Origin of the sequence: Pseudonocardia alni, from assembly GCF_002813375.1 — a bacterium.
Classification (GTDB): domain Bacteria; phylum Actinomycetota; class Actinomycetes; order Mycobacteriales; family Pseudonocardiaceae; genus Pseudonocardia; species Pseudonocardia alni.
The window spans coordinates 3,189,567-3,212,195 of the sequence record NZ_PHUJ01000003.1; the positions used below are offsets into that span (position 1 = coordinate 3,189,567).

Here is a 22,629-nt window from a genome sequence, read left to right on the forward strand (position 1 = left end):
AAGACTTGTTCCCGAGGGACTCAACTTTTATCCACGACGTTCGCGGGTGGGCCGAACGGCCGTCGACGGGGGTGGGGCGGGCTAGCCTGTGGCCGCTCGATCGTCGACGGAGGATCACCGTGCTCGGACCGGCTGCGCGTCGCACGGCCCTCGGCGTCGTGGGCGCCGCTGTGATCGTCGGGCTCACCTCCTGCATGCCACAGCCGCCAGGTTTCGTAGCGGACCCCACCGTGCCCGCGCGCCCGGCCGCCATCGATGTGAGCGGACGCCATCCGTGCGAGCTGCTCGACACCGCACAGCGCTCGGACCTCGATCTGGGGGCCGGCAAGGTCGACGACGCGACGATCGGAGGTCGTCCTGCCCCGACCTGCGGATACCTGGGCACAGACCCGGCGGGGGTCGACGTCAACCTGCAGTTCATCCCGGTTCCGACGTCTCAGCTCCTGTCCGTTCCGGGAACGGCACCGGTCGATGTGTCGGGATACCGCGCCGCCGAGACCGTGTATCCGTCGAGCTCGTACCCCTCGTGCGAGGTGGGTGTCGACATCGACGATGCGACGTCGTTGCGAGCGCAGGCCATGGCGACGTCGTCGAACCTCCAGCGTTCCGGAACCACCGACCGCGACCTGTGCACGAGGGCCCGCGCCGTGGCCGCTGCCGCTCTGCCCTCGCTCCTGCATCGCTGATCCGACGCCGCGACTTCGCAATCGCGACGGGAGCTGCGGAAACTGCTGTCTCCGGGCGCTGGCGCACTTACGTTCCGGCGGTGGAACAGATTCAGCGAGGGACCGTGGGCGGCTCATCGGACGCCTTGATGAGCCAGATCTCGCCGGACAACGTGCTCGAGGTCGGTCGCGCCCTGTCCGCCCAGATCATCGCCATTCGCGAATCTCTCCGCAGCGCGCAGAGGACGCGGGTCGGTCCCTGCGGGGACGACCCGGTCTCGGGAGTCGCGACACCGGCGTTCCAGGACAGGTTCGAGCGGACGATCGCGACACACGCGCAGCATCAGACCGAGTTGGAGGAAGCGGTCCGACGACTCCGAGCGACTGCGGTCGTCTTCGAGCTCGGCGAGGACGCCATCGCTCGCTCGTTCACGATCTGAGCCCGCGGCACTCCGGTACAGACGATGGCGTTCTCACGGGGCTTCAACTTCGCTGCCAGGACCCTCCAGGAGAAGTACGCCTGGGTGGTCGGAAAACCCGGCTCGACAGCGGTCGCCGACGCCTCAGCCGCACTCCGCACCGCGGACGCCGAGCTGCGCTCCGCATCGGACGAGGCCCGGAAGCGCATGGCCGAGCTGGGCATCTCCTGGCAGGGCCCCGCCGCGGCCGCCGCTCAGCAGTCCCTCGACGGCATCACCACCTCGATGCTGTGCACCGCCCCCGTCACCGCGAACGGCGCGACCCAGCTGGACGCCTACGGGCAGTCGTTCGACCGCACCCAGGCCGCCATCGCCGCTCTGGACCCCACCCCGCCGGGCATCTTCACCAGCGGCGTCCGCAACCTCCACCTGCTGGCGAGCACGCCGTTGACCGGGCTGAGCGCCACCGTCGCCGACTACGTCACCTCGCTCGAACGCGACCAGCGGCACAGCGAGGAGGCCGACCGCGCCCTCCAGGAGCATCTCGACACGGCGTCCGCGATCGACGATCGCTTCCGCACCGTCGACCCGGCGTCGGCCTCGACGTCCACCGGTGCGGGGGGGGGCCGGCACCGGGCCCGGCCGGGGCCGGCGGTCCCGGCCCGGCCGGTGTCGGGGCCGGTGTCGGGGCCGGTGTCGGGGCCGGTGTCGGAGCCGCCCCTCTCGGCGGAAGCGGTCCGGGAGCCGGCGCCCCGGAACAGCCGGGCGGCGGGGCCCGTCCCGGACCGGACGGCGTCGGTGCTCCCGGCGGGCCGGGGACCGACGGATCGGGATTCGCCGGATCGGGCCCCGGCACGCCGGACGTCGGAAGAACCCCGGGGCCCGGTGCTCCCGGGACCACCGGCGACGGCGTGGCCGACCGGGGCACCGGGCTCCCCGAGCCGGTCGACGTCGTCGCACCCCAGCACCTCGACCCGCCGGCCACGCCCACCCCGGACCCGCACCGGCCGATGGTGCCCCAGGGCCCGTACCCCACGACGACACCGGGTCCCGACCCGCTCGCCACCCGCGTCGACCTCGGACACCGGTTCGGCGAACGGACCCGGGCCCAGCCGCTCCTCCCGCCGTCGGCCCGTGGTCCCGGGTACGGCGACCGCCTCCCCGGCGGCACGGGATCCGGTGGCGGCCGACCGTACGAGCCGTTCGGTCCCGGTGCCCGGACCGCCGAGGCGGCCTGGTCCGGCCGCCCCGGCGAGACCACCGGACGCGGTGGCGCCCCCGGCGGCTACGGCCCGATGGCCGGCGGCGCCGGCAGCCGGGACACCCGCGACCACCGCAACCGCTACGTCGTGCCCACCGACGAGGTCTTCGCCATCGAGATCGCCGCGACCGACGCCGTCCTGGCCCCCGAGGAGCCCCATCGATGATCGACTGGCACCGCGCCGCCGTCCTCACCGCCGCCGAGTTCGACGTCGCCAGGGACCTGCTCGACCTCGGTCGCAACCCCGCCGTCCTGGAGCTGCTGAGCCCCGGGTTCACCGACGTCGAGCGGGCCCGTGTCGTGCGGGGGTGTCTCGACACCCTCGCCGCGCGCGGCCTGTTCACCGGCACCGCGTTCGAGCCGAACCTGGTCGACGACCTGCGCACGGTCGTCGCACCGGAGTTCCAGCACGACCTCGTGGTCGCACCGCCGTCGTGGCAGCGGGCGCTGGTCGCGCGGCGGGCCGGGCGCGCGGTGCTGGCCACCCGGATCGGCGACGACGTCGCGCTGGTCCGCGTCCCGCCCGACGACGCGTCGGCCGTCCTGGTCGAGCTGCTCGGCGAGGTCGTGCCCGGCCCCGGGGCCGGGGTGCGGATCCCCGTCGCGGTGCTGGGCGAGGCCGCCGAGCGCGCCGACGGCGACGCCGACCGGCTCGTCCACGAGCTCCTGCGGCGGGGCTGCAGCGCGGCCGAGGCCGAGATGCTGCGGCGGATGGGGCAGGTCGAGGGCGTCGCCCAGCTCGGCGCCGGCCGGAAGGGTCCCGACCCGTGCCGCGCGCCGGGGGTCCTGCTGGTGCACGCCACCGCGGACGGCTGCTACGTGCAGCGGCGCCCGGCCCCGGACGTCGTCGGCGGCCCGCTCCCCGACGACGCCGTCGTGCACGCCGGCCCGGCCGACGCCGCGTACCTGGTCCGTGAGCTGGACCGGCTCGCCGACGCGGCGCAACGCCGTCGCGCGCCGGTCGGGACGCACCGGGCCTGGTGAGAGGTGGCCGGAACTCGCTCACCGGGTGAGCGGATTCCGCAGGGGAGGTGTCCCCGCCGCACGCCGAGATGCAGCTCAGCGGGCCGTGGAGATCGACGATTCCCGCTGTGGTGCATCTCGGCGACGCCCCCGCGCACCGGGCCGGGCCCGACCGGCGCGCGCAGTGAAGCGGCGAGCGGGGGCGCGGTCAGCGCAGGACGACGGTCCCCCGCGGCACCTGCCCCGCCGACGCCGGCGGCACGGTGTCGGGCACCTCCACCCGGACGGGCAGCGACCCGGGGACGACGCGGTCGTCGGCGTCGCGGTACTCGAGGTCGCCGTCGGGCCCCAGCTCGGTGACGTAGCCGTGTGTGGCGAGCTGGGCGTCGTCGAGCTCGGTCAACGGTTCGGCCCGCACCGCGGACACGGCGTACTCCGGCCAGTCGACGCCGGGGTAGGCGTCGTGCAGGTCGGTGAGCAGACCGACGAAGACCTGCTGCCAGCGCAGCGGCATCGACTGGGCCAGTGACCGCGGCACGACGAGGTGGTCCGGGCAGGCACCGGGCGCCGCGGAGTCGAGATAGTCCGAGAGCGGGGAGCGCATGCCGCCCATGATGGCGCCTCGACCCCGCTCAGGCGGGGTTCGGCGTGGTCCCCGGCCGGGTGGCGAGCGGGACGAGATCGCCGAACTCCCACGACACCGGCTGCACGCGGACGGGGAAGTTGCGGTTCGGTGCCTCGACCATCCTGCCGTCGCCCAGGTACATCATCACGTGGTAGATCGTGGTCGGGTCCGAGGTGTCGTGGGCGTAGAAGAGGAAGTCGCCCGGTTGCATGTCCCGGACCGGCAGATGGCCGCCGGAGTTGTACTGGTCGCGCGACACCCGCGGGATCGTGACGCCGGCCGCCCGGTACGACGCCTGCAGCAGGCTGGAGCAGTCCCAGGAGTCCGGTCCGGTCGCGCCCCACACGTAGGGCTTGCCGAGCTCGCCGAGCGCGAAGCCGATCGCGGCCCCGGCGACACCCGGGGGCAGCGCGCCGGTCGTGCCGGGGGCACAGCCCGTCGGGTTGGCGACATCGCCGATGTTCTCGACCAGCGACGCGGCCAGGCCCTCCCACTTGGCGTAGGCGTCGGGGAAGGCCGAGCGCTGCACGGTCTGCGCGGCCTTGGTGACCGGCATCGAGTCCCAGCCCGGCACCTCCATCAGCCGTTCGTAGAAGATCCGGCTGCTGTAGGCGGGGTCGGTGACCTGGGCGGGGGTGCCCCACCCCTGCGACGGCCGCTGCTGGAACAGCCCGAGCGAGTCCCGGTCCCCGTAGTCGATGTTGCGGAGCGTCGACTCCTGCATCGCGGTGGCCAGCGCGATCAGCCACGCCTTCGGCGGGAGCTGCATGTCCTTGGCGACCGAGATGATCGCGGCGGCGTTCTGCCTCTGCTCGTCGGACAGCGTCTCGAAGGTGGCTCCCCCGCCGCCACGGCCGACCGTCGCGGTCGAGATCCCGGTGTCGCACCAGGCCGCGTTCGACCGGCCGCCCCCGAGGTTGGGGCTGAACGCGAGGAAGCCGACGGTCAGGAACAGCACCAGCGCCATCCCGATCGCGAGGAACGGCAGCAGCAGCCGCAGCGGCCGCAGCGCACGCGTCAGCGGGGTGCTCATGCCCGGTCGTAGCGGGACACCTTCCAGCCCGCCTCGGTGTCGACGACCAGGATCCGCAGGGTCAGCGTGTCGGTCGGCACAGTGACCTCGATGCTCTTCGGCGCGACCCGGGTCGGGGTCGCGGGCCCGGTGACCCGGGAGGCGGGCACGTTCGACGGGTCGACGCCCGCGAGCACGCCGAGGAACTCGTCGGTCGTGTACGGCCGCAGCCCGGCGACCCACTGCTGGGAGGTCATCCCGTCGGGGTGGTTCACCCAGGCCGCCGCCCACACCCGCGCCGTCTCCAGCGCCTGCCCCGGGGCCTGCGACACCGGCAGCGCCTCGGGCGTCAGCTCGGGCACCGGCGGCAGCAGCGTCGGGGTGGGCGTCGCGGAGACGCCGGACGATCCGCTGTCCCACCGGTTGCCGCCGGAGCCGCCCCCGGCGATCAGGCCGCCGGACGCCGCCCCGCCGGAACCGCCGAGCGAGACCAGTCCGAACACGAGCCCACCCAGGACCACCACCGTCACGGCGAGCCGGGCGGGGGAGCGCAGCGGCCACTGCCACACCGCGCGGTAGGCGCCGGCGCGGCCGCGGGAGGACCTAATCGGCACGGTCACCGCCGGTGCGGGCCGCCCGCGGGCGGTAGATCTTGTAGACGGGCACGCCGTCGACGAGCTCCGGGGTCACCGGGGTCGGATCGCCGGGGCGGCGGGGCCCCGCGTCGTCGCGGCGGTAGATGGAGCGGTCGTCGACCTCGCCGGGGTCGACCCGCGTGCCGAACCCGGTGTCGGGCCGCCCGGTCGCCCCGACCGGCAGCGCCCCGCGGCGCGGCTCGGCGATCCTGGCCGCCTGGGGCGAGGACACGTCCGGTGCCGCGCGACGACGGACCCGGGCCCCCGGCCCGGCCGCGGTCTCGGCCTCCGGTCGCGCCGCACCCGGGTCGCCGGACCCGCCGGGGCCGCCGCGCTCGGACCACCAGCGGGACTGGCGCTCGTCGGCGTCGTCCGGGCCGCGCATCCGGTTCCACACCCGCGACACCGGGCCGCCGTTGATGCCGGGGACGATCCCGCCGAACTGCTCACGAGTCAGTGTCACCATCGACACCAGCCGCCGGAACGGCCGCGCGACCGCCCACAGCACGAGCGTGACCACGCCGGTGACCAGCAGCGCGAGCCACAGGTCGACCCCGGACCCGGGGGCGAACAGCGACACGACCAGCAGCGCGTGCAGCCCGGCCAGCGCTCCGACGACGAGCGTGTTCACGATCGCGGCGCCGCCGATGCGCAGGATCGCCGGGATGACGTCCGGTTTCAGCAGCGCGACGACGGCGATCGCCGGCGCCGTCACCACCATCAGCCGGATGACCAGCAGTGCGACCAGCACCAGGACCTTGGACAGCAGCTGGAACAGCGCGATGCACGCGGCCTGGATCAGCGCGAGCGTCCCGGCCCCGATCCGGCTGCCGGAGGCCCCGGTGAAGTACGGGTAGCGGTCCCCCATGCGATCGGCGAGCGCGGCGTACTCGCCCTTCTTGCGCTCCGCCGTCTCGGACGTGTCCTGTCCCTGGTCGATCTCGTCGATGGTGAACGCCTGCGCCCGCAGCAGGTCCCGGCCCAGCTCCTGGGCCTGCGGGACGTCCGGCGCGCCGAACGTGCCGCGCAGCCAGTTCTGGTAGGCGACCTGGTCGACGAGCACTGTCGGGAGGGTGTCGCGGGTGCCCAGCCCGACCTGACCGAGGAAGCCCTCCTGCATCTGCGTGACGCCGTCGAGCAGCAGGTTGTCCGCGGCACGGGACCAGTCGACCGGTGCGAGGTAGGCGGCGGAGCCGAGCATCAGCGCGAGTACGGCGATGCCGGTGCGCTGGGCCTGGCGCGCGAGCTCCCCGCGCATCGCCAGCAGCAGCACGATGATCGCGAACCCGAGCAGGCCGAGGCCCACCCAGGTGGTGAACACGGTCTCGTACATCGCCCGGGTCGCGGTGGTGATGACCTGGTCGAGCGGCGCGAACAGCGACCCGCCGTCGGCGATGAGGTAGTGCGCCCAGTTCACCCCACCGACGGTCAGCTTCGCCAGGTTGAAGACCTGGTTGCCCAGCCATGTGTCGGTGGTGACCGACGGGTTCAGCACCCCCGACGTGGCGCAGCCCAGGTCGTAGTTGTGCCAGACGAGACCGGCGTAGCCGACCTCCTCGTAGACGCTGCCGGCCTCCCCGTGCAGCGCCGAGGGCCGGTCCAGCGAGCCGACCAGCCCGGTGCCGGGGCGGTCCGGTTCCGGCGGGGACTTGCAGTCCAGCGCCTGCGCCATGGCCGGCGAGCCGAGCAGCAGCGTGCCGCCGGCGATCGCGGTGACCACCAGGACCGCCGTCCGACGACGACGGCGGCGGGTCACTGCGAGCGTCTGCGGCGTACGGCGGCGGGTCTTCCGCACCGACACGACGACGGCCGCGAGCAGCACGCCCAGGACGACCCAGACGCCTGCGCCGCCGGACGGGTCGAGGCCCGCCGTCACCGTCCGTCCCCGTCGGGGGGAGCGGCCGTGGGGTGGCCGTTCGTGGCCGCCGTCCCATTCGACGGGCCGGCGCCGTTCGACGGGTCGGTGCCGTCCGCGGGGGCGGTGCCGTCCGTGGAGGCGGTGCCGTCCGTGGAGGCGGTGCCGTCCGTGGAGGCGGTGCCGTCCGCGGGGGCGGGCTCGTCGACCACCCAGTCGTCGTCGAGCTCGTCGAGCAGGTCGAGCTGCTCGTCGTCGTAGAGCTCCGCGCGGCCGACGGCGGCGTCGGTCGCGGCGACCGACACGACCTGCACCCCACCGGCACGGATCCCGCCGGCCAGGACCGGGTCGTCGTCGCCGGGGCCGATCCGGGTGTCGGTACGCAGGTCGATCTCGTCGCCGTCGAGGTCGGGCAGCACCACGGGGGCCGGGGCGCGCCGGGCGGGCAGCGGGCTCGGCTCGTCGGGTGCGCTCATCTCGGGATGCCCGGGTGCGGTGATCGCCGGGCCACCCGGCGGACGCGGGGCGACGACGCGGGCGGCGTCGGGGTTAGTGTCGAGCGCCTCGCGGACGTGCTCCAGGTGCGGCGCCTCCAGGTCGATGCGGACCTTCTCCACCCCGCCGTGGCCGTCGGCGAAGACGAACTGGCGGGGCGCGTCGTCGGGCCGGTCGTCGTGGCGGGGGCGCGGGGACAGGGTCCCGAGCATCTCCTCGTAGCCGACGTCGGTGGGCACGCGCAGCAGCCGCAGCGCCTCGGACTGGGCCTCCTCGTCGTCGGTCCGGCCGACGAACACGGCGTTGACCAGCGACGCGAAGCCCGAGACCCGCAGCAGGTCACCGGCCAGCTGGGAGGCGAACAGGGCGCGGACGTTGAACTTGCGGGAGTCGCGGGCGAGGCGGTCGATGAGCACCTTGCCGGTGGGCACCTGGGACAGGAAGTGCGTCTCGTCGAGCGCGACGCCCTTACGCAGGTTGCGGTCGGCGTCGTAGATCGTGCGCTGGGTCAGCCAGGACGCCAGGTTCAGCAGCTCGACGCCGAGCGACTCGTTGTCGGTCCACTCCTCGCGCGGGCTGCCCGGGCGCGGCAGCGACAGTCCCTGCATCGTCAGCACGGTGAGCCGGTAGTCGCGGTCGGCTTGCCAGGGGTCGGCGCGGGTCTCGTCGGGGAACAGCAGCGCGGCCTGCGGCAGCTCGCGCCGCTCGTCGAGGAAGTCCGCGACGACGCCGGCGTGGTCCTCGCCCTCACCGGCGTGCCGGCGCAGCGCGTCGATGACCATGCCGGGGTGCCGGTCGGGCGAGCCGCCGACCTCGCGGACCGCGCGGAGCAGCACGATCCGGGTGTGCGGCTGGCGGGCGATCTCGTAGGGCAGCAGACCGGACAGCACGTCGAGCACCAGCCGGCGGCGGGTGGCCGCGGCCAGCGAGCGCTCCCGCTTCCAGGCGCGCTCGGGGTCCTCGTCGTCGAGGAAGTGGTCCGGCCGCGGCTCGGCGACCACCCGGTACGGGTTGAGGATGCCGGGGTCGGCGCGGAGCAGGTTGATGTGCCGGGAGAACGGCGCCAGCTCCGGCAGCCGGGTCAGCTCGGCCAGCGGGCCGGACGGGTCGAGCACCGTCCAGCGGGCCCCGGCGCGCAGCGTCTTGTAGACGACCAGCCCGGTGAGGAACGACTTGCCCGAGCCCAGGCCGCCGACGATCGCGGTGAGGCCGGAGGCGCGTCGGACCTCCTGGGCCAGCCACGGGTCCCAGGCGACCGGGCGGCGGGTCGCGGTGCAGGTCTCGCCGAGCATGATCCCGCGGCGATCGCCGACACTGGCCGTCGCGGCCGGGACCGCGGCGGCCGCCCAGGTGACCGACCCGCGTCGCCGGTAGGCCGTCGAGGCCAGCGGCTCGCCGGGGATGAACTCGCGGGCGTAGCGGTACTGCGCCTCGGGGTGCTCGATCTGCACCTTGGGCCGGTACAGGTCGACGACCTGCTGGGCGCGGGTGGTGGCCTCGGCCTCGTCACGGCCCGACACGGCGATCCGCCACCAGCCGTAGAGCCGGGTGTTGAGCTGGGTGAGACCGGTGGTGAGCTCGTCCTCGACCTCCAGGACCCGGTCGGCCTGCCGCGCGAGCGACATGGGCGGGTCGAGGTCGTGGTCGTGGGTGTAGTGGCGGATCTGGCTGCGCACCTTGCCCATCTGGCGCTGCAGCTCGCCGGTGACGTCCTCCGGGCGGCGCACGTAGATCCGCGCGGACCACTCCACCGGGAACGGCAGCCGGTCGGAGTGCTGCATCCACGGGTCGTCGATCTCGGGGATCCGCAGACCCTCCATCAGCCCGACGCTCAGCACCGCGACGTTGCGGGTGACGGTCTGGCTGCGCATCCGCCCGACGACCTGCACCGTCGGCGCGTACGGCTCCTGGTGCAGGTCGACGCCCTCGGTGAACGCGGCGAGATCCTCCGGCTCCCAGGTCGACACCCCGCGCGGCACCGAGGACAGCCCGCGCGGGGCGGGCAGCCCGAGGGCGACCGAGCGGTGCATCAGCCAGGCCATGTCCTCCGCGCTCGCGGGGACGGCGTCGAGACCGGACCCGGCGACGAGCACGTCCAGGTGGTTGATCTCGGTCTCCAGCGCGGCGAGCTCGGCCTTGACCGCGGACGGCACGAGCCGGTCCAGGACGGGCGCGGCGCGCTCCACCCAGCGGTCGATCAGCCCGCGGCCGGAGACCTCGATGCCGAGGAAGACCTCCTTGTCGGCCATCGACAGGCCCATCAGGTGGCGCTGCTCGCCCTCCAGGAAGCCGTCCCAGCCCAGGGCGCCGGGCACGTCGGGCATGCGGCCGATCGCGTTCTGGTCGAACGACTCCGCCCACATGTGCACCGGGTAGGGCCGGGTCGTGACGCGCAGGTGCAACCAGCGCCCCTGCAGCTCGCCGAGCTGCGCGGCGATCTGGCGGATCAGGACCTCGCGCTGGTTGTCGCTGCGGAAGCTCCACGCCTGCGCCGCGAGCCGGTACCAGGCCATGACCTGTCCGTTGGTACGCGTGATGTGCCCGTCGATCGAGCGCAGCGCGATCGACGGGGTGTAGTCCGAACCGCCCTCGCCGGCACGGGCCCGGCCGCGCCGGGCCTTCGGCCGGGGGGTCCGCTCAGGTGCGGCCACGGTGGCCACTCCGGCGCCACGGGTCGGGACGGGGGGTGCGCGCGGGCACGCTCGCGCCGCGACCGCTGCCACCGCCGCGGGCACGGCGGAAACGGCTCCGGCGCGGCGCGCTGCCCGGCTCCGGCAGCGGCGGGACCACGCGCGCGGGTGCGGCGACCGGCGCCTCGAGCCCCGGGACCACCGTGGCGGTGGTGGCGGGCGTGTCCACGACGGCGTCCACGGTGACCGGCGGCCGCGTCCCCGCGGCGTCGATCCGGGTGCGCTGCGCGGTGGACAGCGCGGGGGACCGGCCACCCGTCGACGGGACGCCGGGGTGGGCACGGGTGGTGTGGACGCGGACGTGACCCGCGCGGACCGAGCCGCCCGCGGCCTTCCGGCCGGCCCGCGGCCCGGTCACCTCGGCCCAGAACTGGCCGAGGACCTGACCCAGCGGCCGCTCATAGTCGATCTTCTTGCCGAGCAGGCGGGTGATCGCGACGGTGCCGACGAGCGCCCAGGCCACGGAGAAGAAGTCCAGGCCGATACCGAGCCGGCGCTGGACGAACATGATCAGCATCATGACGAGGAGTCCGACGCCGTAGCTGACGTAGCGGGCACGCCAGGGGAAGGTGGCCCGCGGCGGCCCGAGCCAGACGGCGTCGACGCGGTAGACCTCGTCGTCCGTGCGAACGAGCACGGATCAGCCCGGGGTCACGAGCAGGTTGGCCAGCGCCTGTCCGATGGCCGGACCGCTGCCGGTCACGGCGATGCCCAGTGCGATCAGACCCACCAGCAGCCCGATGCTGCGCCGGGCCACGCCGGCGTTGTCACCACGACCACCGATCCACAGCAGGATGACGGCGATCGCGAGCAGGATCAGCGGCACGATGTTGTTCGTGATCCAGTCGCGGAGGTTGACCGTGGTCAGCTGTCCGCCCTGGGCGAGTACCAGCTGGATCGCCTCGTACGAGGTCTTCACAGCTCCTCCTTGCGGCAGTCCGCTTGTCCCGGTCGCTCCCGCAGGCGAGTAGACCACGAGACCCGTCCGGGATCCTAGGGGCTGAGCCACCCGGCCCACGGGTGCGCCACGCTGCGCGATCGGGTCGACACGGTCGGACCAGCGCCGATCGGGCGTGACTCGTGTCTCCCCGCAGGACCGCCCCCGGTCCGAGATGTCATGGTCGTACTTGGCTACTGTTCGGTAACAAGCATGACCCGACCATGACGGGGTCGGGCGACCCCAGGCCGGGCGCACTACCCTTCGCCCGACCGTCGTCGCACCCCACCACACCAGTGCGGCGACGAGGTCCGAGGAGGCACTGCGATGGAGAGGCCCGCCCGGTCCCGGCGGCACGGTACTCCGTGCGCGGCCGACCGCGCCCCCGCCGACGCGCGCCCCCGGACCGGTTCATCGTTTCCCGTCCCGATCCGTCACGGCAGCACCACGCTCCGGCAGGGACCGCTGGGTGTTCAACAGGGAGGTTCCTCCAGATGACCTGGGTGCAGTACACGCTCGGCATCGTCACCGTGCTGTCGGCGATCGTCGCCGTGGCCCTCGTCGCGATGACCGTGACCCGGATGGTGAAGATCATCCGGCTCGGTGAGTCCGACCCGACGCGCACCGGCCCGTTCGGGCCGCGGTTCGCGACGATGCTCAAGGAGACCCTGGGTCACACCAGGATGCTCAAGTGGACCAAGGTGGGCATCGTCCACTGGCTGGTCATGGTCGGCTTCGGCGGCCTGTTCCTGGCGCTGGTCGAGGCCTTCGTCGAGGTCTGGAACCCGACCTTCCACCTGCCGCTGATCGGGCAGTGGTCGGTGTACTCGCTGTTCGTCGAGATCCTCGGCGTCGGCACGGTCGTCGGCATCGCCGCGCTGATCGTCATCCGCCAGGCGAACAACCCGAACCGGCAGGGCCGGATGTCGCGGTTCTACGGCTCGAACATGGGCCGCGCCTACTTCGTCGAGGCGATCGTGTTCCTCGAGGGGCTGGGCATCCTGGTGGTGCGCGGCGCGAAGATCTCCCTGGGCGCGTTCGACGTGCCGGTCTGGTCCGCCCCCGTCTCCTACGCGCTGTCCGCGGTCCTGCCCGCCTCGACCACGCTGGTCACCGTCTTCGCCGCGGTGAAGGTGCTGTCCGCGACGGTCTGGCTGATCGTCATCGCGCTCACCCCGACGATGGGTGTGGCCTGGCACCGGTTCACCGCGTTCCCGAACATCTACTTCAAGCGCAACGACGACGGCTACAAGGCCCTCGGCGCGACCCGGCCGATGATGTCGAACGGCAAGCCGCTGGACCTGGAGGAGGCCGACCCCGACACCGACACCTTCGGCGTCGGCAAGGTCGAGGATTTTACCTGGAAGGGCCTGCTCGACTTCACCACCTGCACCGAGTGCGGGCGCTGCCAGTCGCAGTGCCCGGCCTGGAACACCGAGAAGCCGCTGTCGCCGAAGCTGCTGGTCAACGCCCTGCGCGACCACGCCTACGAGAAGGCCCCCTACCTGCTCGCCGGCGGCAGCCGCGACATGGCGGGCGACGAGGTCGGCATCACCGGCGAGGGCGCCGAGGAGCGGCTCAAGGCCATCCCGGTCGACGCCCTGGAGGCCGCGGGCCGGCCGCTGGTCGGCGGTGAGGACGTCCTCGGAGTCATCGACCCCGACATCCTGTGGTCCTGCACCACCTGCGGCGCGTGCGTCGAGCAGTGCCCGGTCGACATCGAGCACGTCGACCACATCATCGACATGCGCCGCTACCAGGTCCTCATCGAGACCGAGTTCCCCACCGAGCTCAACTCGCTGTTCAAGAACCTGGAGAACAAGGGCAACCCCTGGGGCCAGAACGCCAAGGACCGCCTCGAGTGGACCAAGGGCCTCGACTTCGAGGTCCCGGTCGTCGAGAGCGAGCTGGACGCCGAGACCGAGTACTTGTTCTGGATCGGCTGCGCCGGCGCGTTCGACGACGGCCAGAAGAAGACCGTCCGGGCCACCGCGGAGCTGCTGCACCGCGCCGGGGTGAACTTCGCCGTCCTCGGCTCGGGGGAGACCTGCACCGGTGACCCCGCGCGCCGCTCGGGCAACGAGTTCGTGTTCCAGATGCTCGCCCAGCAGAACGTCGAGACCCTCAACACCGTGTTCGAGGGCCGCGAGGCCGGCACCCGCAAGATCGTCACGACCTGCCCGCACTGCCTCAACACCCTGGGCCGGGAGTACCCCCAGCTCGACGGGCACTACGAGGTCGTGCACCACACCCAGCTGCTCAACAAGCTGGTGCGGGACAAGAAGCTGGTCCCGGTGTCGGCCCCGGCGGGCGAGGAGACCGGCCCGGTCACCTACCACGACCCCTGCTACCTCGGGCGGCACAACGAGGTCTACGAGGAGCCCCGCGCGCTGATCAACGCGACCGGAGCGGCCGGAACGACCACGCTCACCGAGATGCCGCGGCACGGCGACCGGTCGATGTGCTGCGGTGCCGGTGGCGCCCGGATGTGGATGGAGGAGCGCATCGGCAAGCGCATCAACTTCACCCGCGCCGAGGAGGCCGCCGAGACCCTCACCGAGGCCGGTGGCGGCTCGGAGCCGTCCGGCACGCTGGCGGTCGGCTGCCCGTTCTGCCGCACGATGATGACCGACGGCGTGAACCAGACCGCCGGTGAGGCCGTTCAGGTCCAGGACGTCTCGCAGATGCTGCTCGCCGCGGTGAAGCGGGGCGACCCGGCCCCGGAGCCCGTCGCGGCCGAGACCACCGCCGAGGAGGCGCCGACGACCGAGACCCCGGCCGTCGCCACTCCGGAGACCGAGGTGGCCGAGGAGTCGGCGAAGCAGGACCCGGCCACCCCGGCCGGGTCGGACGGTGCGTCGAGCACCGGCACCCCGGCGTCGTCGGGGAACGGGAGCGGCAACGGCTCGACCAACGGGTCGTCGCCGGAGCAGGCCGAGCAACAGCGCTCGAACGAGAACTGACCGCACGCACGCACGACGGCCGGGCACCCCGCGGGGTGCCCGGCCGTCGTCGTGGGAACGGGGGTCAGCAGGGGGTGAAGGAGCTGACCTGGAACGTCGACGGCGTGGTCCGGGTGAGCACGACCCGGCCCAGCTGCGGCGCGGCGGCCCCCCAGGCGGAGCGGCAGGCGTCGACGGTGGTGGTGGCGCCGACCGCCACCTCCGGGTCCGGACGCCGGTCCGGGACGGTGACCTGTGCCCCGGCGGGCATCCGCCCGTGCAGGACGGCGACGGCGTCCTCGCAGCCCGCCGCACCCGTCGCGGCGCGGAGCTGGTCGAGCGCGGCGGGTTGGACGAGCCGGCAGACGCGGGCCGGGTTCGGCGAGGCGACCCCGGTGTCCAGCGAGACGAGCGCGAGCTGCGGGCGGGCGACGCCGAGGTCGGTGCGGAACTGCGCGCCGGCCTGCGCGTCGACGCGGGCCTGGTCCTGCCGGATCTCGGCCGAGCGGAACGAGTAGCCGACCCCGGACACCACCAGGAGCACCACGCCGGCGGCGAGCACCGTCCAGCGCGGCAGCAGCAGCGCTCCGGCGACGATCACCCCCACCGACAGGGCCAGCGCCCACGCCCACGGGTTCTCCCGGGTGCCGTTCACCAGGGCCGCGACGAGCACGACCCCGGCGACGTGCGGTGCCCACCCCTGAAGCAGCCGGTCCAGCCGCAGCAGGGCCAGCAGGACCAGGGTGCCGAACCCGAGGCCGACCGGGACCCACCAGCGGCCCGGGTCGTCGAGGAAGGGCAGGAGCAGGATCGCGGCACCCGCGAGACCGAGCGCGGTGGCACCGCGGACGGTGCGGGGGCGCAGGCGGCGCCACGGGGCCCAGGGGTCCCGGTCCGCCGTCCCGCGGTCCGCCTGTGGCGGGTCCGCGGGGGCGGGTGCGGGCCGGCGGGTGAGGGCGCGTGAGCCGGGGTCGGGTTCCGGGGGGGCCACGGGGGACACGACGAGCTCGGTACCGGGGTCCGGCGGGGTGGCGGGCTCGGAACGGCCCGTGCCCTCACCGGCCGCGGTCTCGCCGGCGGCGCCGGGCGCGGGTGTGCCGGAGGCGGGGACGCCACGCCCGATCGGGTCGGGAGCGGCGTCGTCGTACCGGGGCGGGGTGGCGCGGCGGACGCCGCGGTCGGGGCGGCCACTCCGACGGCGGCCGGTGGCCCACGGGTCCGGGGAGCTGCGGTCGGCGTCCATCACCGCCCAGGGTAGCGACGCCGTCACCCCCGACGGCGCGACGAGCTCAGGCCCGCCGGGTGTCGGTGCGGTGGAAGTTGCGGAACGCGCGCGACGGCGTCGGGCCCCGCTGCCCCTGGTAGCGCGACCCGACGCCCTCGGTGCCGTAGGGCCGTTCGGCCGGACTGGACAGCCGGAAGAGGCACAGCTGCCCGATCTTCATCCCCGGCCACAGGGTGATCGGCAGGTTCGCCACGTTGGACAGCTCGAGGGTGATGTGGCCGGTGAAGCCCGGATCGATGAACCCGGCGGTGGAGTGGGTCAGCAGACCCAGACGGCCGAGCGAACTCTTGCCCTCCAGGCGTCCGGCCAGGTCGTCGGGCAGCCCGACGCGCTCGAACGTGGAGCCCAGCACGAACTCGCCGGGGTGCAGCACGAACGACTCGCCGTCCGGCGTCTCCACCGGGGTCGTCAGCTCGTCCTGCTGCTGTGCGGGGTCGATGTGGGTGTAGCGCGAGTTCTGGAAGACGCGGAAGTACCGGTCCAGCCGGACGTCGACACTGGACGGCTGGAGCATCTCGACGTCCCACGGGTCGAGCACGAGCCGGCCGGAGTCGATGTCCTTGCGCAGGTCACCGTCGGAGAGCAGCACGCCGACACCCTATCCAGGGCCCCCGGTCACGCCTCGGAGGACTCCTCGGAGTCCGACTCCACCTCACCGGGGCTGTGCCGGCCGCCGCCGCCGAGGTCGTCGGGCAGCTGCGGCGAGCGGGTCAGCCCGAACATCCAGGCGACGGCCTGCTCTGCGCGGGCGGCCTCGAACCCGTCCGACGCGGCGGCGCGGCGCCCGTGGTCGCCGTCGAGCACCTGCGCCACGGCGGCGGCCGCGTCGTGCGCGGCGATGCTGCGGATCGAGTCGCCGGGCTGCGGCACGTTCGGCCCGTCGACCAGGACCGCGAGGGTACCGAGACCCGGTGCGTCGACGACGAGCTCGTGGTCGTCGCTGACCAGGACGGTCGCCGCGGTGAGCACGGCCAGCTGGTCGGGCAGCGCCGGCTCGGCCACGACCGTCACCCGCGGGTGGGTCCCGAGCGACTGCGCCGCCTCCCCCGCGGCGAGTGCGCCGAACAGCACGATCTCGATCCGCGGGTACCGCTCCAGCAGGTCCGCGATCCCACGCAGGACCGGCGACGACGAGGCCCTCGCCAGGTCGACGACGATCAGCCTGCGGTGCTGGTCGTGCATCCGCTCCAGCGCGTCGACACAGCCCTGGTGCCGGGGGCCGGGCAGCGAGTTGATCGTGTCGCCGATCGTCAGCACGTTCGGGCCGAGCGGACTGCCCAGCGCGGAGCCGCTGGTGGTGAGGAACAGCGACGCGAGCTGGCCGATGACCCGCCGGTGCGCCTCCTGCGGGAACGGGCACAACAGGTCGTCGGTACCCATGCCGGCCTGCATGTGCACGATCGGGATCCGCCGCCAGAACGCGACCGTCGCCGCGACCTCGGCCGCCAGCCCACCACCGTGCACCAGCACCGCGGACGGGTCCTGGTCGACGAGCAGCTGGTCGAGCCGGGTGAACAGCGCTGCGGCGACGTCGGCCATGCCGGGCCCGGTCTCCAGCGGCAGCAGGATCGTGATGTCGGTGGGGACACCGAGTGCCTCGAACGCCTCGTGGACGGACATCGGGTCCGGCCCGGTGGCGACGGTGATCCCACGGATGCGGTCCGCTGCCGCGACGGCCCCGGCGACCGGGGCGAGCCGGGCGACCTCGGGACGGCTGCCGGCGATGAGCAGGACGTCGTGCTCGTGGTCCGGGGGGAACCCGGACACGTCGCCCGACGTCGGGTCGAACACCGTCATCGCAGTCGCCTTCCGGCCGAGGTCTGACCGACGGTGACGAGTGTGCGCGGACCGGGCGGCCGGGTCGAGACACGCGCGCCCGGTGGTCGGATCGTGCGACGACCGGGCAGGGGAGGTCCGTGACAGGTACGCGGATCGTGGTGCTAGGGTGATCTCACGCCATGCGGATGTAGTTCAATGGTAGAACATCAGCTTCCCAAGCTGAATACGCGGGTTCGATTCCCGTCATCCGCTCAGAACACGAAGGCCCAGGTCAGCGGCAGGTTTCCCGCCCGAGCCTGGGCCTTCGTCGTCTCCGGGAACAGTCCCTCGTGCCATTCCGTGCGACGACGGTCCGCGACCGGTGGCGCGTGGCAGTCGCCGTGCGGCCTCATGATCACCGTTTGTGGAGCGCGGGGGCCGTGGAGTGCACTCCGGACTCCACAACCGGTGATCATGGAGTCAGAGCGCGGGCGGTACGTCCCGGCGGGCGGCCCACCAGGTCGCGACCCCGGCCCCGGTGAGCAACGGGACGAGCACCAGCACCGCGGGGCCGGCGAACACCGCGACCACGCCCAGCGCGATCGCCGCGGTCCCCGCGCCGAGGCCGCTGGCCACGGCCAGCGCCGTCGCCCGCTCGCCGATCGGCTCCCCGGCCACCCAGGACAGCGTGCGGGCCACCCCGGCGACGACCACCGCCAGCACGATCCCCACGACCACCGCGGCAGGTGGCAGCGCAGCACCCGCCGCGAGCACGACCGGGATCGCGAGCGCGGTGAGGACGGCGGACAGCAGGGCACGCAGGGACCGCCGCAGCGGCGGTACGGGGGGTGTCACGTCTCCCTATTGTGCAGGGTCTGACCTGCGGTTTCGATGTAACCTGCGCGACCCTCAATAGAGCCGGGCCGCGTAGCCGGCACCGTAGTACTCCTCGATCTTCTCCAGTGGCTCGTCGGGACGGGCGAGCCGCTTGGCGAGCTGCGCGGTGGAGGGCAGCGCGTCCGGCTCGGGCCAGCTCGTCGTCACCCACAGCTCGGAGCGCAGGAACGCCTTGGGACAGTGGAAGTAGATCTGGTCGATCGCGACCTCGCAGGCGAGCAGCGGCCGGCGGCCCTTCACGGCGAGCTCGTCGAAGTACGGCGCGTCCCGGACGAGCCGGGCCCGGCCGTTGATGCGCAGCGTGTCGTTGCGGCCCGGCACCAGGAGGATCACACCGACGTGCGGGTTCTCCAGGACGTTGCGCCAGCCGTCGACGCGGCCGTTGCCGGGGCGCTCGGGGATCGCGACCGTGCGGTTGTCGACGACGTGCACGAAACCGGCCGGGTCACCCTTCGGCGAGACGTCGCAGGTGCCGTCGCGGCCCGACGTCGCCAGCAGCAGGAACCGGGACGCCGCCAGCCAGGCGCGGTGCACGTCCACGAGGTGGTCGCGTTCCTTCGCCAGCGCGGGCGCGATGGGCTGCCCGGTGATCCCCTGCAGCTCGGCGAGGGTACGGATCTCGGTGCCGTGCGCGTCGGAGGTCATGGGTCGACGGTAGGCGCGGACGCGGGCGGGGCCGAGTGGATTCCGGTCACGGGCGTCCGACGACGGGCAGCGCCCACGCCCGCCACGCAACAGGACGGGCCCGTCCGGCAGCGGCGTCCGCTGACGCGGCGCGTACGGCGCGTTCACCGGTGCACCGTCGATCCCTGGGGGCCGTCGCTCCAGGAGATCTTCTTGGCGAAGCAGTCGTCGGAGCCGAAGCCCTGGGCATCGCACCAGGCGTTCGCGCCGGCCGCGGTGGTGAAGGGCTGGGCGACGACCACGACCCAGTAGTCGCTGTTGCGGAAGACCGGCCAGTCGCCGGACCAGACCAGCGCGGCGCCCGGGTACTGCGCGGCGAGGCCGCGGTAGTGGTCGAGGATGCCCTGCTCGTCGTAGGTGATGCCGCCGTCGCTGGTGCCGGCGCGCTTGGAGGACAGCTGCGGGACCCAGTAGCCGGCCGTGGCGGCGACGCGCGGGCTGTCGGCGGCGGCCTGCTCGGTGAGCGACGTCGTCGGCGACGGGCTGTAGCCCGGCACGTAGGTGGTCGGCGGAATCACGACCGGTGCCGCGGCCGGGGCGACCACCACCGGCACCGGCGCGGCCGCCGGGGTCACGGTGGGCGCGGTGCCGGGGAGCAGGTCGGGGCGCAGGACGAGCAGCGCCGCCCCCGCCAGCAGCAGCGTCACCAGCACCAGCGAGGCGACGACCCACGGCGTCCGCGACGGGGCGGGCGCCACCGGACCCCACCCGGCCGGGGCGCCCCAGCCCGGCGCGTAGCCGGTCGGCTGCGGGCCGGCCCAGGCCGACGGGGCCGACGCCGGCGCGGCGGGGCGGTACCGGTCGGCGGGGCGGTACTGCGCCGCCGACGGGTGCTGCACGGCGGTCCGTCCCTGCGGCGCCCGGGCCCCGGCGCCGACCGGCACCGCCCCGGTCCGCGGCCGGGGGACGAGCGCCTGCGCCCGCGGCCGTCCGCACCCCACGCAGAAGTGCAGCGAGCCCAGCAGCTCCGCCCCGCACCGGCACCGCTCCACCATGACGACCCTCCCCGACGACGGCGGCCGGATCCGTCCGACCGTGTTGCCTGCTCATCGCACGCGACACCCTGTCGTTATCGATGATCTTGGTCCGAACGGCGCACTTCATCTCTTGTGATGACGGGGCGAAACGGAGCAGCCCACCGGCCCGACGGGAGGGCGTCGTGGGCGCACCGAGGGCCCGCCGTCGCGGGGACGTGGGGACATGACCAGCACCGTCGAGCGGGGAAACATCGGGCCGGAGCAGCCGTGGTGGGGTGGGCCGCCACTGCGCGTGCCGCAGGCGCCCGCCGGCGTGGGCGGTACACCCGTGACGATCACCGATGCGAACGGCGAGATCGTCGGCGCGGGCGTCCTCGGCGACGGGACGTCCGGCGCGGGGACGAGCTGGTCGGGCTACTCCTCGACGTGCACATTCTCGTTCTCGATCGACGACGTCGCCGCCCGGGACGACTTCTACCGGATCGCTGTGGGCAGCGGCGCGACCGGCGGCGTGCCGTTCTCCCGCGCCCAGCTGGAGGACGGGCCCGTCAGCATCACCTGCCAACCCAGGACGGGCGTCATCCCCGGCTCCCGCCCGGTGGCGGCGAGTGCGAGGGCGGCGTCGTCCCCCCACCCCGCGACGACGTCGGGACCGGCCAGCCGGGTCACCGTCTCCCGCACCACCGCGAGCCCCGACGCGGGCGGGGCCGGTGCGTGCGGCAACGCGACGGTCATGTCCAGGTGGTGCACCACGACCTCGACGACCCAGGTGCCGACGAAGTCCCCGACGTCGAGGACGTGCCCCTGGAACTCCAGCCGGTACGGCCCGTCCAGGTCCGCGACGAGCCGGCGCAGGCCGCGCAGCGTCATCGCGACGTGCGCGATCTGCCCGGTCGGGCGGGCGTAGGCGGCCGCGACGGCGCGGGCGAAGCGCTCGTGCGCCCAGCCCGGCAGCTCGGGCCCGGGAAACGCGGTCCAGTAGGTCGCGAGGTCGGCGTCGGCGGGCCGGTCGGTGCGGGCGGGGAACCCGGCGAGCATCTCGACCAGGCCCAGGTGCAGGTGCGCGAGGACGTCCGCGGCGAGCCAGCCGTGACAGCGGCTGCGGGCGTGCAGGTCGGTGTCGTCGACGTGGTCGAGCAACGCGGACAGCCCGTCGAGCGCGGCGAGGAACGCCGGGCGCGCCACGTCGAGCGGGTAGGCCGTCACAGCAGGTCCGCACCGGACCGCGACGCCGGCTGCTCCCCGGCCGCGGCCATCTCCTCGGCCACCCGCATCAGCTCGGTGTTGACCGGGGTCGCGATCCGGTGCGCCGCGCCCAGGGCCACGATCTCGCCGTTGAGGTAGCGGGCCTCGATGGAGCCGGTCCCGCGCTGCAGGCTCTGCCACGACGACGAGCCCCGTCGCGTCGCCCCTGCGACCGGCCGCTCGGTGATGGTGCCCTCCCGGCGGACGCGGTCGTCGTCGCCGGTCCGGGCGGTGATCCCGGCCGCGTCCAGGACGGCGCGGCCCTCCGCGGTCACGGCCTCGACGAGGCGGGGCGCGTCGGGGTCGTCGAGCCCGCAGACCGCGTCGACGGCGTTGGCCAGGTTCGTGAGCAGCTTGCCGTACTTCGCGGCCATCACGTCCGGGTCGGCGCGGGAGGAGAACCCGGCCACGGTGAGATCGGCGACGATCGCCTCCGTGGTGGCGTCGACACCGGAGGGGAACCGGCCGACGTCGAGCACGCCGGGGACCGGCGACGACGACGCGACGACCACCCCCGGCTCGTAGTGCTCGGCGGGCAGGATCACCAGCATCGCCTGCACCCGGTCCGTGCGGCGGGCGGCGAGCCGCTCGTTGGCGACGCCGTTCTGCGCGCACACCACGGTGATACCGGGGGCCGCCTCGAGCAGCGCGGCCAACGGCGGCGGGGTGTCCTGCGACTTCACGGCGAGGATAGCGACGTCGTCGGGGGTGGGCCGGGCCTCGCCGACCGTGCCCACGGCCTCCACCGGATGGGTGGTCGACCCGTCCGGGGTGTCGAGGCGCAGCCCGCGCTCGCGGATCGCGTCGAGGTGCGCGCCCCGGGCGACGACCACGACCTCCCGCCCGGCCGCGTGGAGTCGCGCCGCGATCGTCCCGCCGACGGCCCCTGCCCCGATCACCACGTAGCGCACGACGACGATGGTGGCTCAGCCGTCACGCCGGCGCACGACCGACGGCGGGGCCTTCCGCCGCCACGCCTCCTCGACGAGCTCAGCGAGCTGCCCCGCGTCGACCCGGTCGAGGTCGACGAGGATCGAGCCGTGGCCGTCGTAGTGCGGGGTCGTGAAGTACGCCGGGTCGCCCGACGCGAGCAGCGCCTCCTTCTCCTCGAGCGAGCACATCAGCACCAGCCCGCCCTCGGCCTCGGTGCGCAGCCGGGCGAAGCCCGTGCCACGGACCTTCAACGACGGCGTCCGGTACCAGGTCGACTCCTCGACCTCCGGCAGCCCGGACCCGATCCGCACCACGTCGTCCCAGCTCGGCATGGGGCCATGGTGCCCGCGG

The 22,629-nt window shown here is 74.0% G+C and carries 22 protein-coding genes and 1 tRNA gene; 6 read left to right on the forward strand and 17 right to left on the reverse strand.

Annotated elements, in window-relative coordinates:
• Window positions 1-119: 119 nt before the first annotated feature.
• The 4 genes from ATL51_RS15840 to ATL51_RS15860 all read left to right on the forward strand — a co-directional run bounded on the left by ATL51_RS15840 (window position 120) and on the right by ATL51_RS15860 (window position 3,329).
• Window positions 120-686: a DUF3558 family protein gene (locus tag ATL51_RS15840; RefSeq protein ID WP_157818384.1), complete on the forward strand. Its 567-nt coding sequence runs from the start codon at window positions 120-122 to the stop codon at window positions 684-686.
• 80 nt (window positions 687-766) lie between these two features.
• Complete coding sequence (locus ATL51_RS15845) at window positions 767-1,105, forward strand: PE domain-containing protein (protein ID WP_100879048.1); 339 nt, start codon at window positions 767-769, stop codon at window positions 1,103-1,105.
• Window positions 1,106-1,995: 890 nt separating this feature from the next.
• Entirely contained in the window at window positions 1,996-2,511 is a 516-nt protein-coding gene (locus ATL51_RS15855; protein WP_157818385.1) for a hypothetical protein, read from the forward strand.
• A complete protein-coding gene (locus ATL51_RS15860; RefSeq protein WP_100879051.1) occupies window positions 2,508-3,329 on the forward strand; it encodes an ESX secretion-associated protein EspG in 822 nt (273 codons plus the stop codon). The genes ATL51_RS15855 and ATL51_RS15860 overlap by 4 nt, the downstream gene beginning before the upstream one ends.
• 187 nt (window positions 3,330-3,516) lie before the next feature.
• On the opposite strand, the gene ATL51_RS15865 is transcribed toward ATL51_RS15860, so the two are convergent.
• Genes ATL51_RS15865 through ATL51_RS15895 form a run of 7 tightly spaced genes read right to left on the reverse strand, consistent with a single transcriptional unit; the run spans window position 3,517 to window position 11,539 of the window.
• Window positions 3,517-3,912 carry a hypothetical protein gene (locus tag ATL51_RS15865; RefSeq protein ID WP_226367990.1) on the reverse strand — a complete coding sequence of 132 codons (396 nt, stop codon included), beginning with the start codon at window positions 3,910-3,912 and terminating at the stop codon, window positions 3,517-3,519.
• Window positions 3,913-3,940: 28 nt separating this feature from the next.
• Window positions 3,941-4,966: a C40 family peptidase gene (locus ATL51_RS15870; protein ID WP_073576062.1), complete on the reverse strand. Its 1,026-nt coding sequence runs from the start codon at window positions 4,964-4,966 to the stop codon at window positions 3,941-3,943.
• Complete coding sequence (locus ATL51_RS15875) at window positions 4,963-5,565, reverse strand: hypothetical protein (protein ID WP_100879052.1); 603 nt, start codon at window positions 5,563-5,565, stop codon at window positions 4,963-4,965. The genes ATL51_RS15870 and ATL51_RS15875 overlap by 4 nt, the downstream gene beginning before the upstream one ends.
• Complete coding sequence (locus ATL51_RS15880) at window positions 5,549-7,456, reverse strand: hypothetical protein (RefSeq protein ID WP_100879053.1); 1,908 nt, start codon at window positions 7,454-7,456, stop codon at window positions 5,549-5,551. The genes ATL51_RS15875 and ATL51_RS15880 overlap by 17 nt, the downstream gene beginning before the upstream one ends.
• Window positions 7,453-10,581, reverse strand: a complete 3,129-nt coding sequence (locus tag ATL51_RS15885; protein WP_301549048.1) for an ATP-binding protein — start codon at window positions 10,579-10,581, stop codon at window positions 7,453-7,455. The genes ATL51_RS15880 and ATL51_RS15885 overlap by 4 nt, the downstream gene beginning before the upstream one ends.
• Window positions 10,568-11,257, reverse strand: a complete 690-nt coding sequence (locus ATL51_RS15890) for a hypothetical protein (RefSeq protein WP_100879055.1) — start codon at window positions 11,255-11,257, stop codon at window positions 10,568-10,570. Before ATL51_RS15890 ends, ATL51_RS15885 begins: the two co-directional genes overlap by 14 nt.
• Window positions 11,258-11,260: 3 nt before the next feature.
• Complete coding sequence (locus tag ATL51_RS15895; RefSeq protein ID WP_020622502.1) at window positions 11,261-11,539, reverse strand: hypothetical protein; 279 nt, start codon at window positions 11,537-11,539, stop codon at window positions 11,261-11,263.
• A gap of 512 nt (window positions 11,540-12,051) precedes the next feature.
• On the opposite strand from ATL51_RS15895, the gene ATL51_RS15900 reads away from it, so the two are divergent.
• Entirely contained in the window at window positions 12,052-14,520 is a 2,469-nt protein-coding gene (locus ATL51_RS15900; RefSeq protein WP_100879056.1) for a heterodisulfide reductase-related iron-sulfur binding cluster, read from the forward strand.
• A gap of 64 nt (window positions 14,521-14,584) precedes the next feature.
• Here ATL51_RS15900 and ATL51_RS15905 read toward each other — a convergent pair whose 3' ends face one another.
• Genes ATL51_RS15905 through ATL51_RS15915 form a run of 3 tightly spaced genes read right to left on the reverse strand, consistent with a single transcriptional unit; the run spans window position 14,585 to window position 17,581 of the window.
• Window positions 14,585-15,742, reverse strand: a complete 1,158-nt coding sequence (locus ATL51_RS15905) for a hypothetical protein (protein WP_100879057.1) — start codon at window positions 15,740-15,742, stop codon at window positions 14,585-14,587.
• A gap of 46 nt (window positions 15,743-15,788) precedes the next feature.
• Window positions 15,789-16,373, reverse strand: a complete 585-nt coding sequence (dcd, locus tag ATL51_RS15910; RefSeq protein WP_100879058.1) for a dCTP deaminase — start codon at window positions 16,371-16,373, stop codon at window positions 15,789-15,791.
• 26 nt (window positions 16,374-16,399) lie between these two features.
• Window positions 16,400-17,581, reverse strand: coding sequence for a UDP-N-acetylglucosamine 2-epimerase (locus tag ATL51_RS15915; RefSeq protein WP_100879059.1), 1,182 nt, complete (start codon window positions 17,579-17,581; stop codon window positions 16,400-16,402).
• 163 nt (window positions 17,582-17,744) lie between these two features.
• Here ATL51_RS15915 and ATL51_RS15920 point away from each other — a divergent pair.
• Window positions 17,745-17,815: transfer RNA gene (locus ATL51_RS15920), tRNA-Gly, on the forward strand.
• Here the strand turns inward: ATL51_RS15920 and ATL51_RS28270 are convergent.
• The 7 genes from ATL51_RS28270 to ATL51_RS15950 all read right to left on the reverse strand — a co-directional run bounded on the left by ATL51_RS28270 (window position 17,815) and on the right by ATL51_RS15950 (window position 22,610).
• A complete protein-coding gene (locus ATL51_RS28270; RefSeq protein ID WP_157818386.1) occupies window positions 17,815-17,955 on the reverse strand; it encodes a hypothetical protein in 141 nt (46 codons plus the stop codon). The two genes, ATL51_RS15920 and ATL51_RS28270, sit on opposite strands and share 1 nt — an antisense overlap.
• Before the next feature lie 67 nt (window positions 17,956-18,022).
• Complete coding sequence (locus ATL51_RS15925) at window positions 18,023-18,397, reverse strand: hypothetical protein (RefSeq protein ID WP_100879060.1); 375 nt, start codon at window positions 18,395-18,397, stop codon at window positions 18,023-18,025.
• Window positions 18,398-18,451: 54 nt separating this feature from the next.
• A complete protein-coding gene (locus ATL51_RS15930; protein WP_100880745.1) occupies window positions 18,452-19,084 on the reverse strand; it encodes a pyridoxamine 5'-phosphate oxidase family protein in 633 nt (210 codons plus the stop codon).
• A gap of 143 nt (window positions 19,085-19,227) precedes the next feature.
• Window positions 19,228-20,118 carry a hypothetical protein gene (locus ATL51_RS28275; RefSeq protein ID WP_157818387.1) on the reverse strand — a complete coding sequence of 297 codons (891 nt, stop codon included), beginning with the start codon at window positions 20,116-20,118 and terminating at the stop codon, window positions 19,228-19,230.
• A gap of 456 nt (window positions 20,119-20,574) precedes the next feature.
• Complete coding sequence (locus tag ATL51_RS15940; protein WP_100879061.1) at window positions 20,575-21,306, reverse strand: maleylpyruvate isomerase N-terminal domain-containing protein; 732 nt, start codon at window positions 21,304-21,306, stop codon at window positions 20,575-20,577.
• Entirely contained in the window at window positions 21,303-22,256 is a 954-nt protein-coding gene (locus ATL51_RS15945; protein ID WP_100879062.1) for a ketopantoate reductase family protein, read from the reverse strand. Before ATL51_RS15945 ends, ATL51_RS15940 begins: the two co-directional genes overlap by 4 nt.
• Window positions 22,257-22,271: 15 nt before the next feature.
• Window positions 22,272-22,610: an MmcQ/YjbR family DNA-binding protein gene (locus tag ATL51_RS15950; RefSeq protein ID WP_073576074.1), complete on the reverse strand. Its 339-nt coding sequence runs from the start codon at window positions 22,608-22,610 to the stop codon at window positions 22,272-22,274.
• Between the last annotated feature and the right edge of the window lie 19 nt (window positions 22,611-22,629).

What these genes read in the sequence shown, in the direction of transcription:
- ATL51_RS15860 (WP_100879051.1), top strand. Translation starts at nt 2,508, where the DNA reads ATGATCGACTGGCACCGCGCCGCCGTCCTCACCGCCGCCGAGTTCGAC.
- ATL51_RS15865 (WP_226367990.1), bottom strand. Translation starts at nt 3,912, where the DNA reads ATGCGCTCCCCGCTCTCGGACTATCTCGACTCCGCGGCGCCCGGTGCC.
- ATL51_RS15870 (WP_073576062.1), bottom strand. Translation starts at nt 4,966, where the DNA reads ATGAGCACCCCGCTGACGCGTGCGCTGCGGCCGCTGCGGCTGCTGCTG.
- ATL51_RS15900 (WP_100879056.1), top strand. Translation starts at nt 12,052, where the DNA reads ATGACCTGGGTGCAGTACACGCTCGGCATCGTCACCGTGCTGTCGGCG.
- ATL51_RS15905 (WP_100879057.1), bottom strand. Translation starts at nt 15,742, where the DNA reads ATGGACGCCGACCGCAGCTCCCCGGACCCGTGGGCCACCGGCCGCCGT.
- ATL51_RS15915 (WP_100879059.1), bottom strand. Translation starts at nt 17,581, where the DNA reads ATGACGGTGTTCGACCCGACGTCGGGCGACGTGTCCGGGTTCCCCCCG.
- ATL51_RS28270 (WP_157818386.1), bottom strand. Translation starts at nt 17,955, where the DNA reads ATGAGGCCGCACGGCGACTGCCACGCGCCACCGGTCGCGGACCGTCGT.
- ATL51_RS15930 (WP_100880745.1), bottom strand. Translation starts at nt 19,084, where the DNA reads ATGACCTCCGACGCGCACGGCACCGAGATCCGTACCCTCGCCGAGCTG.
- ATL51_RS28275 (WP_157818387.1), bottom strand. Translation starts at nt 20,118, where the DNA reads ATGGTGGAGCGGTGCCGGTGCGGGGCGGAGCTGCTGGGCTCGCTGCAC.
- ATL51_RS15950 (WP_073576074.1), bottom strand. Translation starts at nt 22,610, where the DNA reads ATGCCGAGCTGGGACGACGTGGTGCGGATCGGGTCCGGGCTGCCGGAG.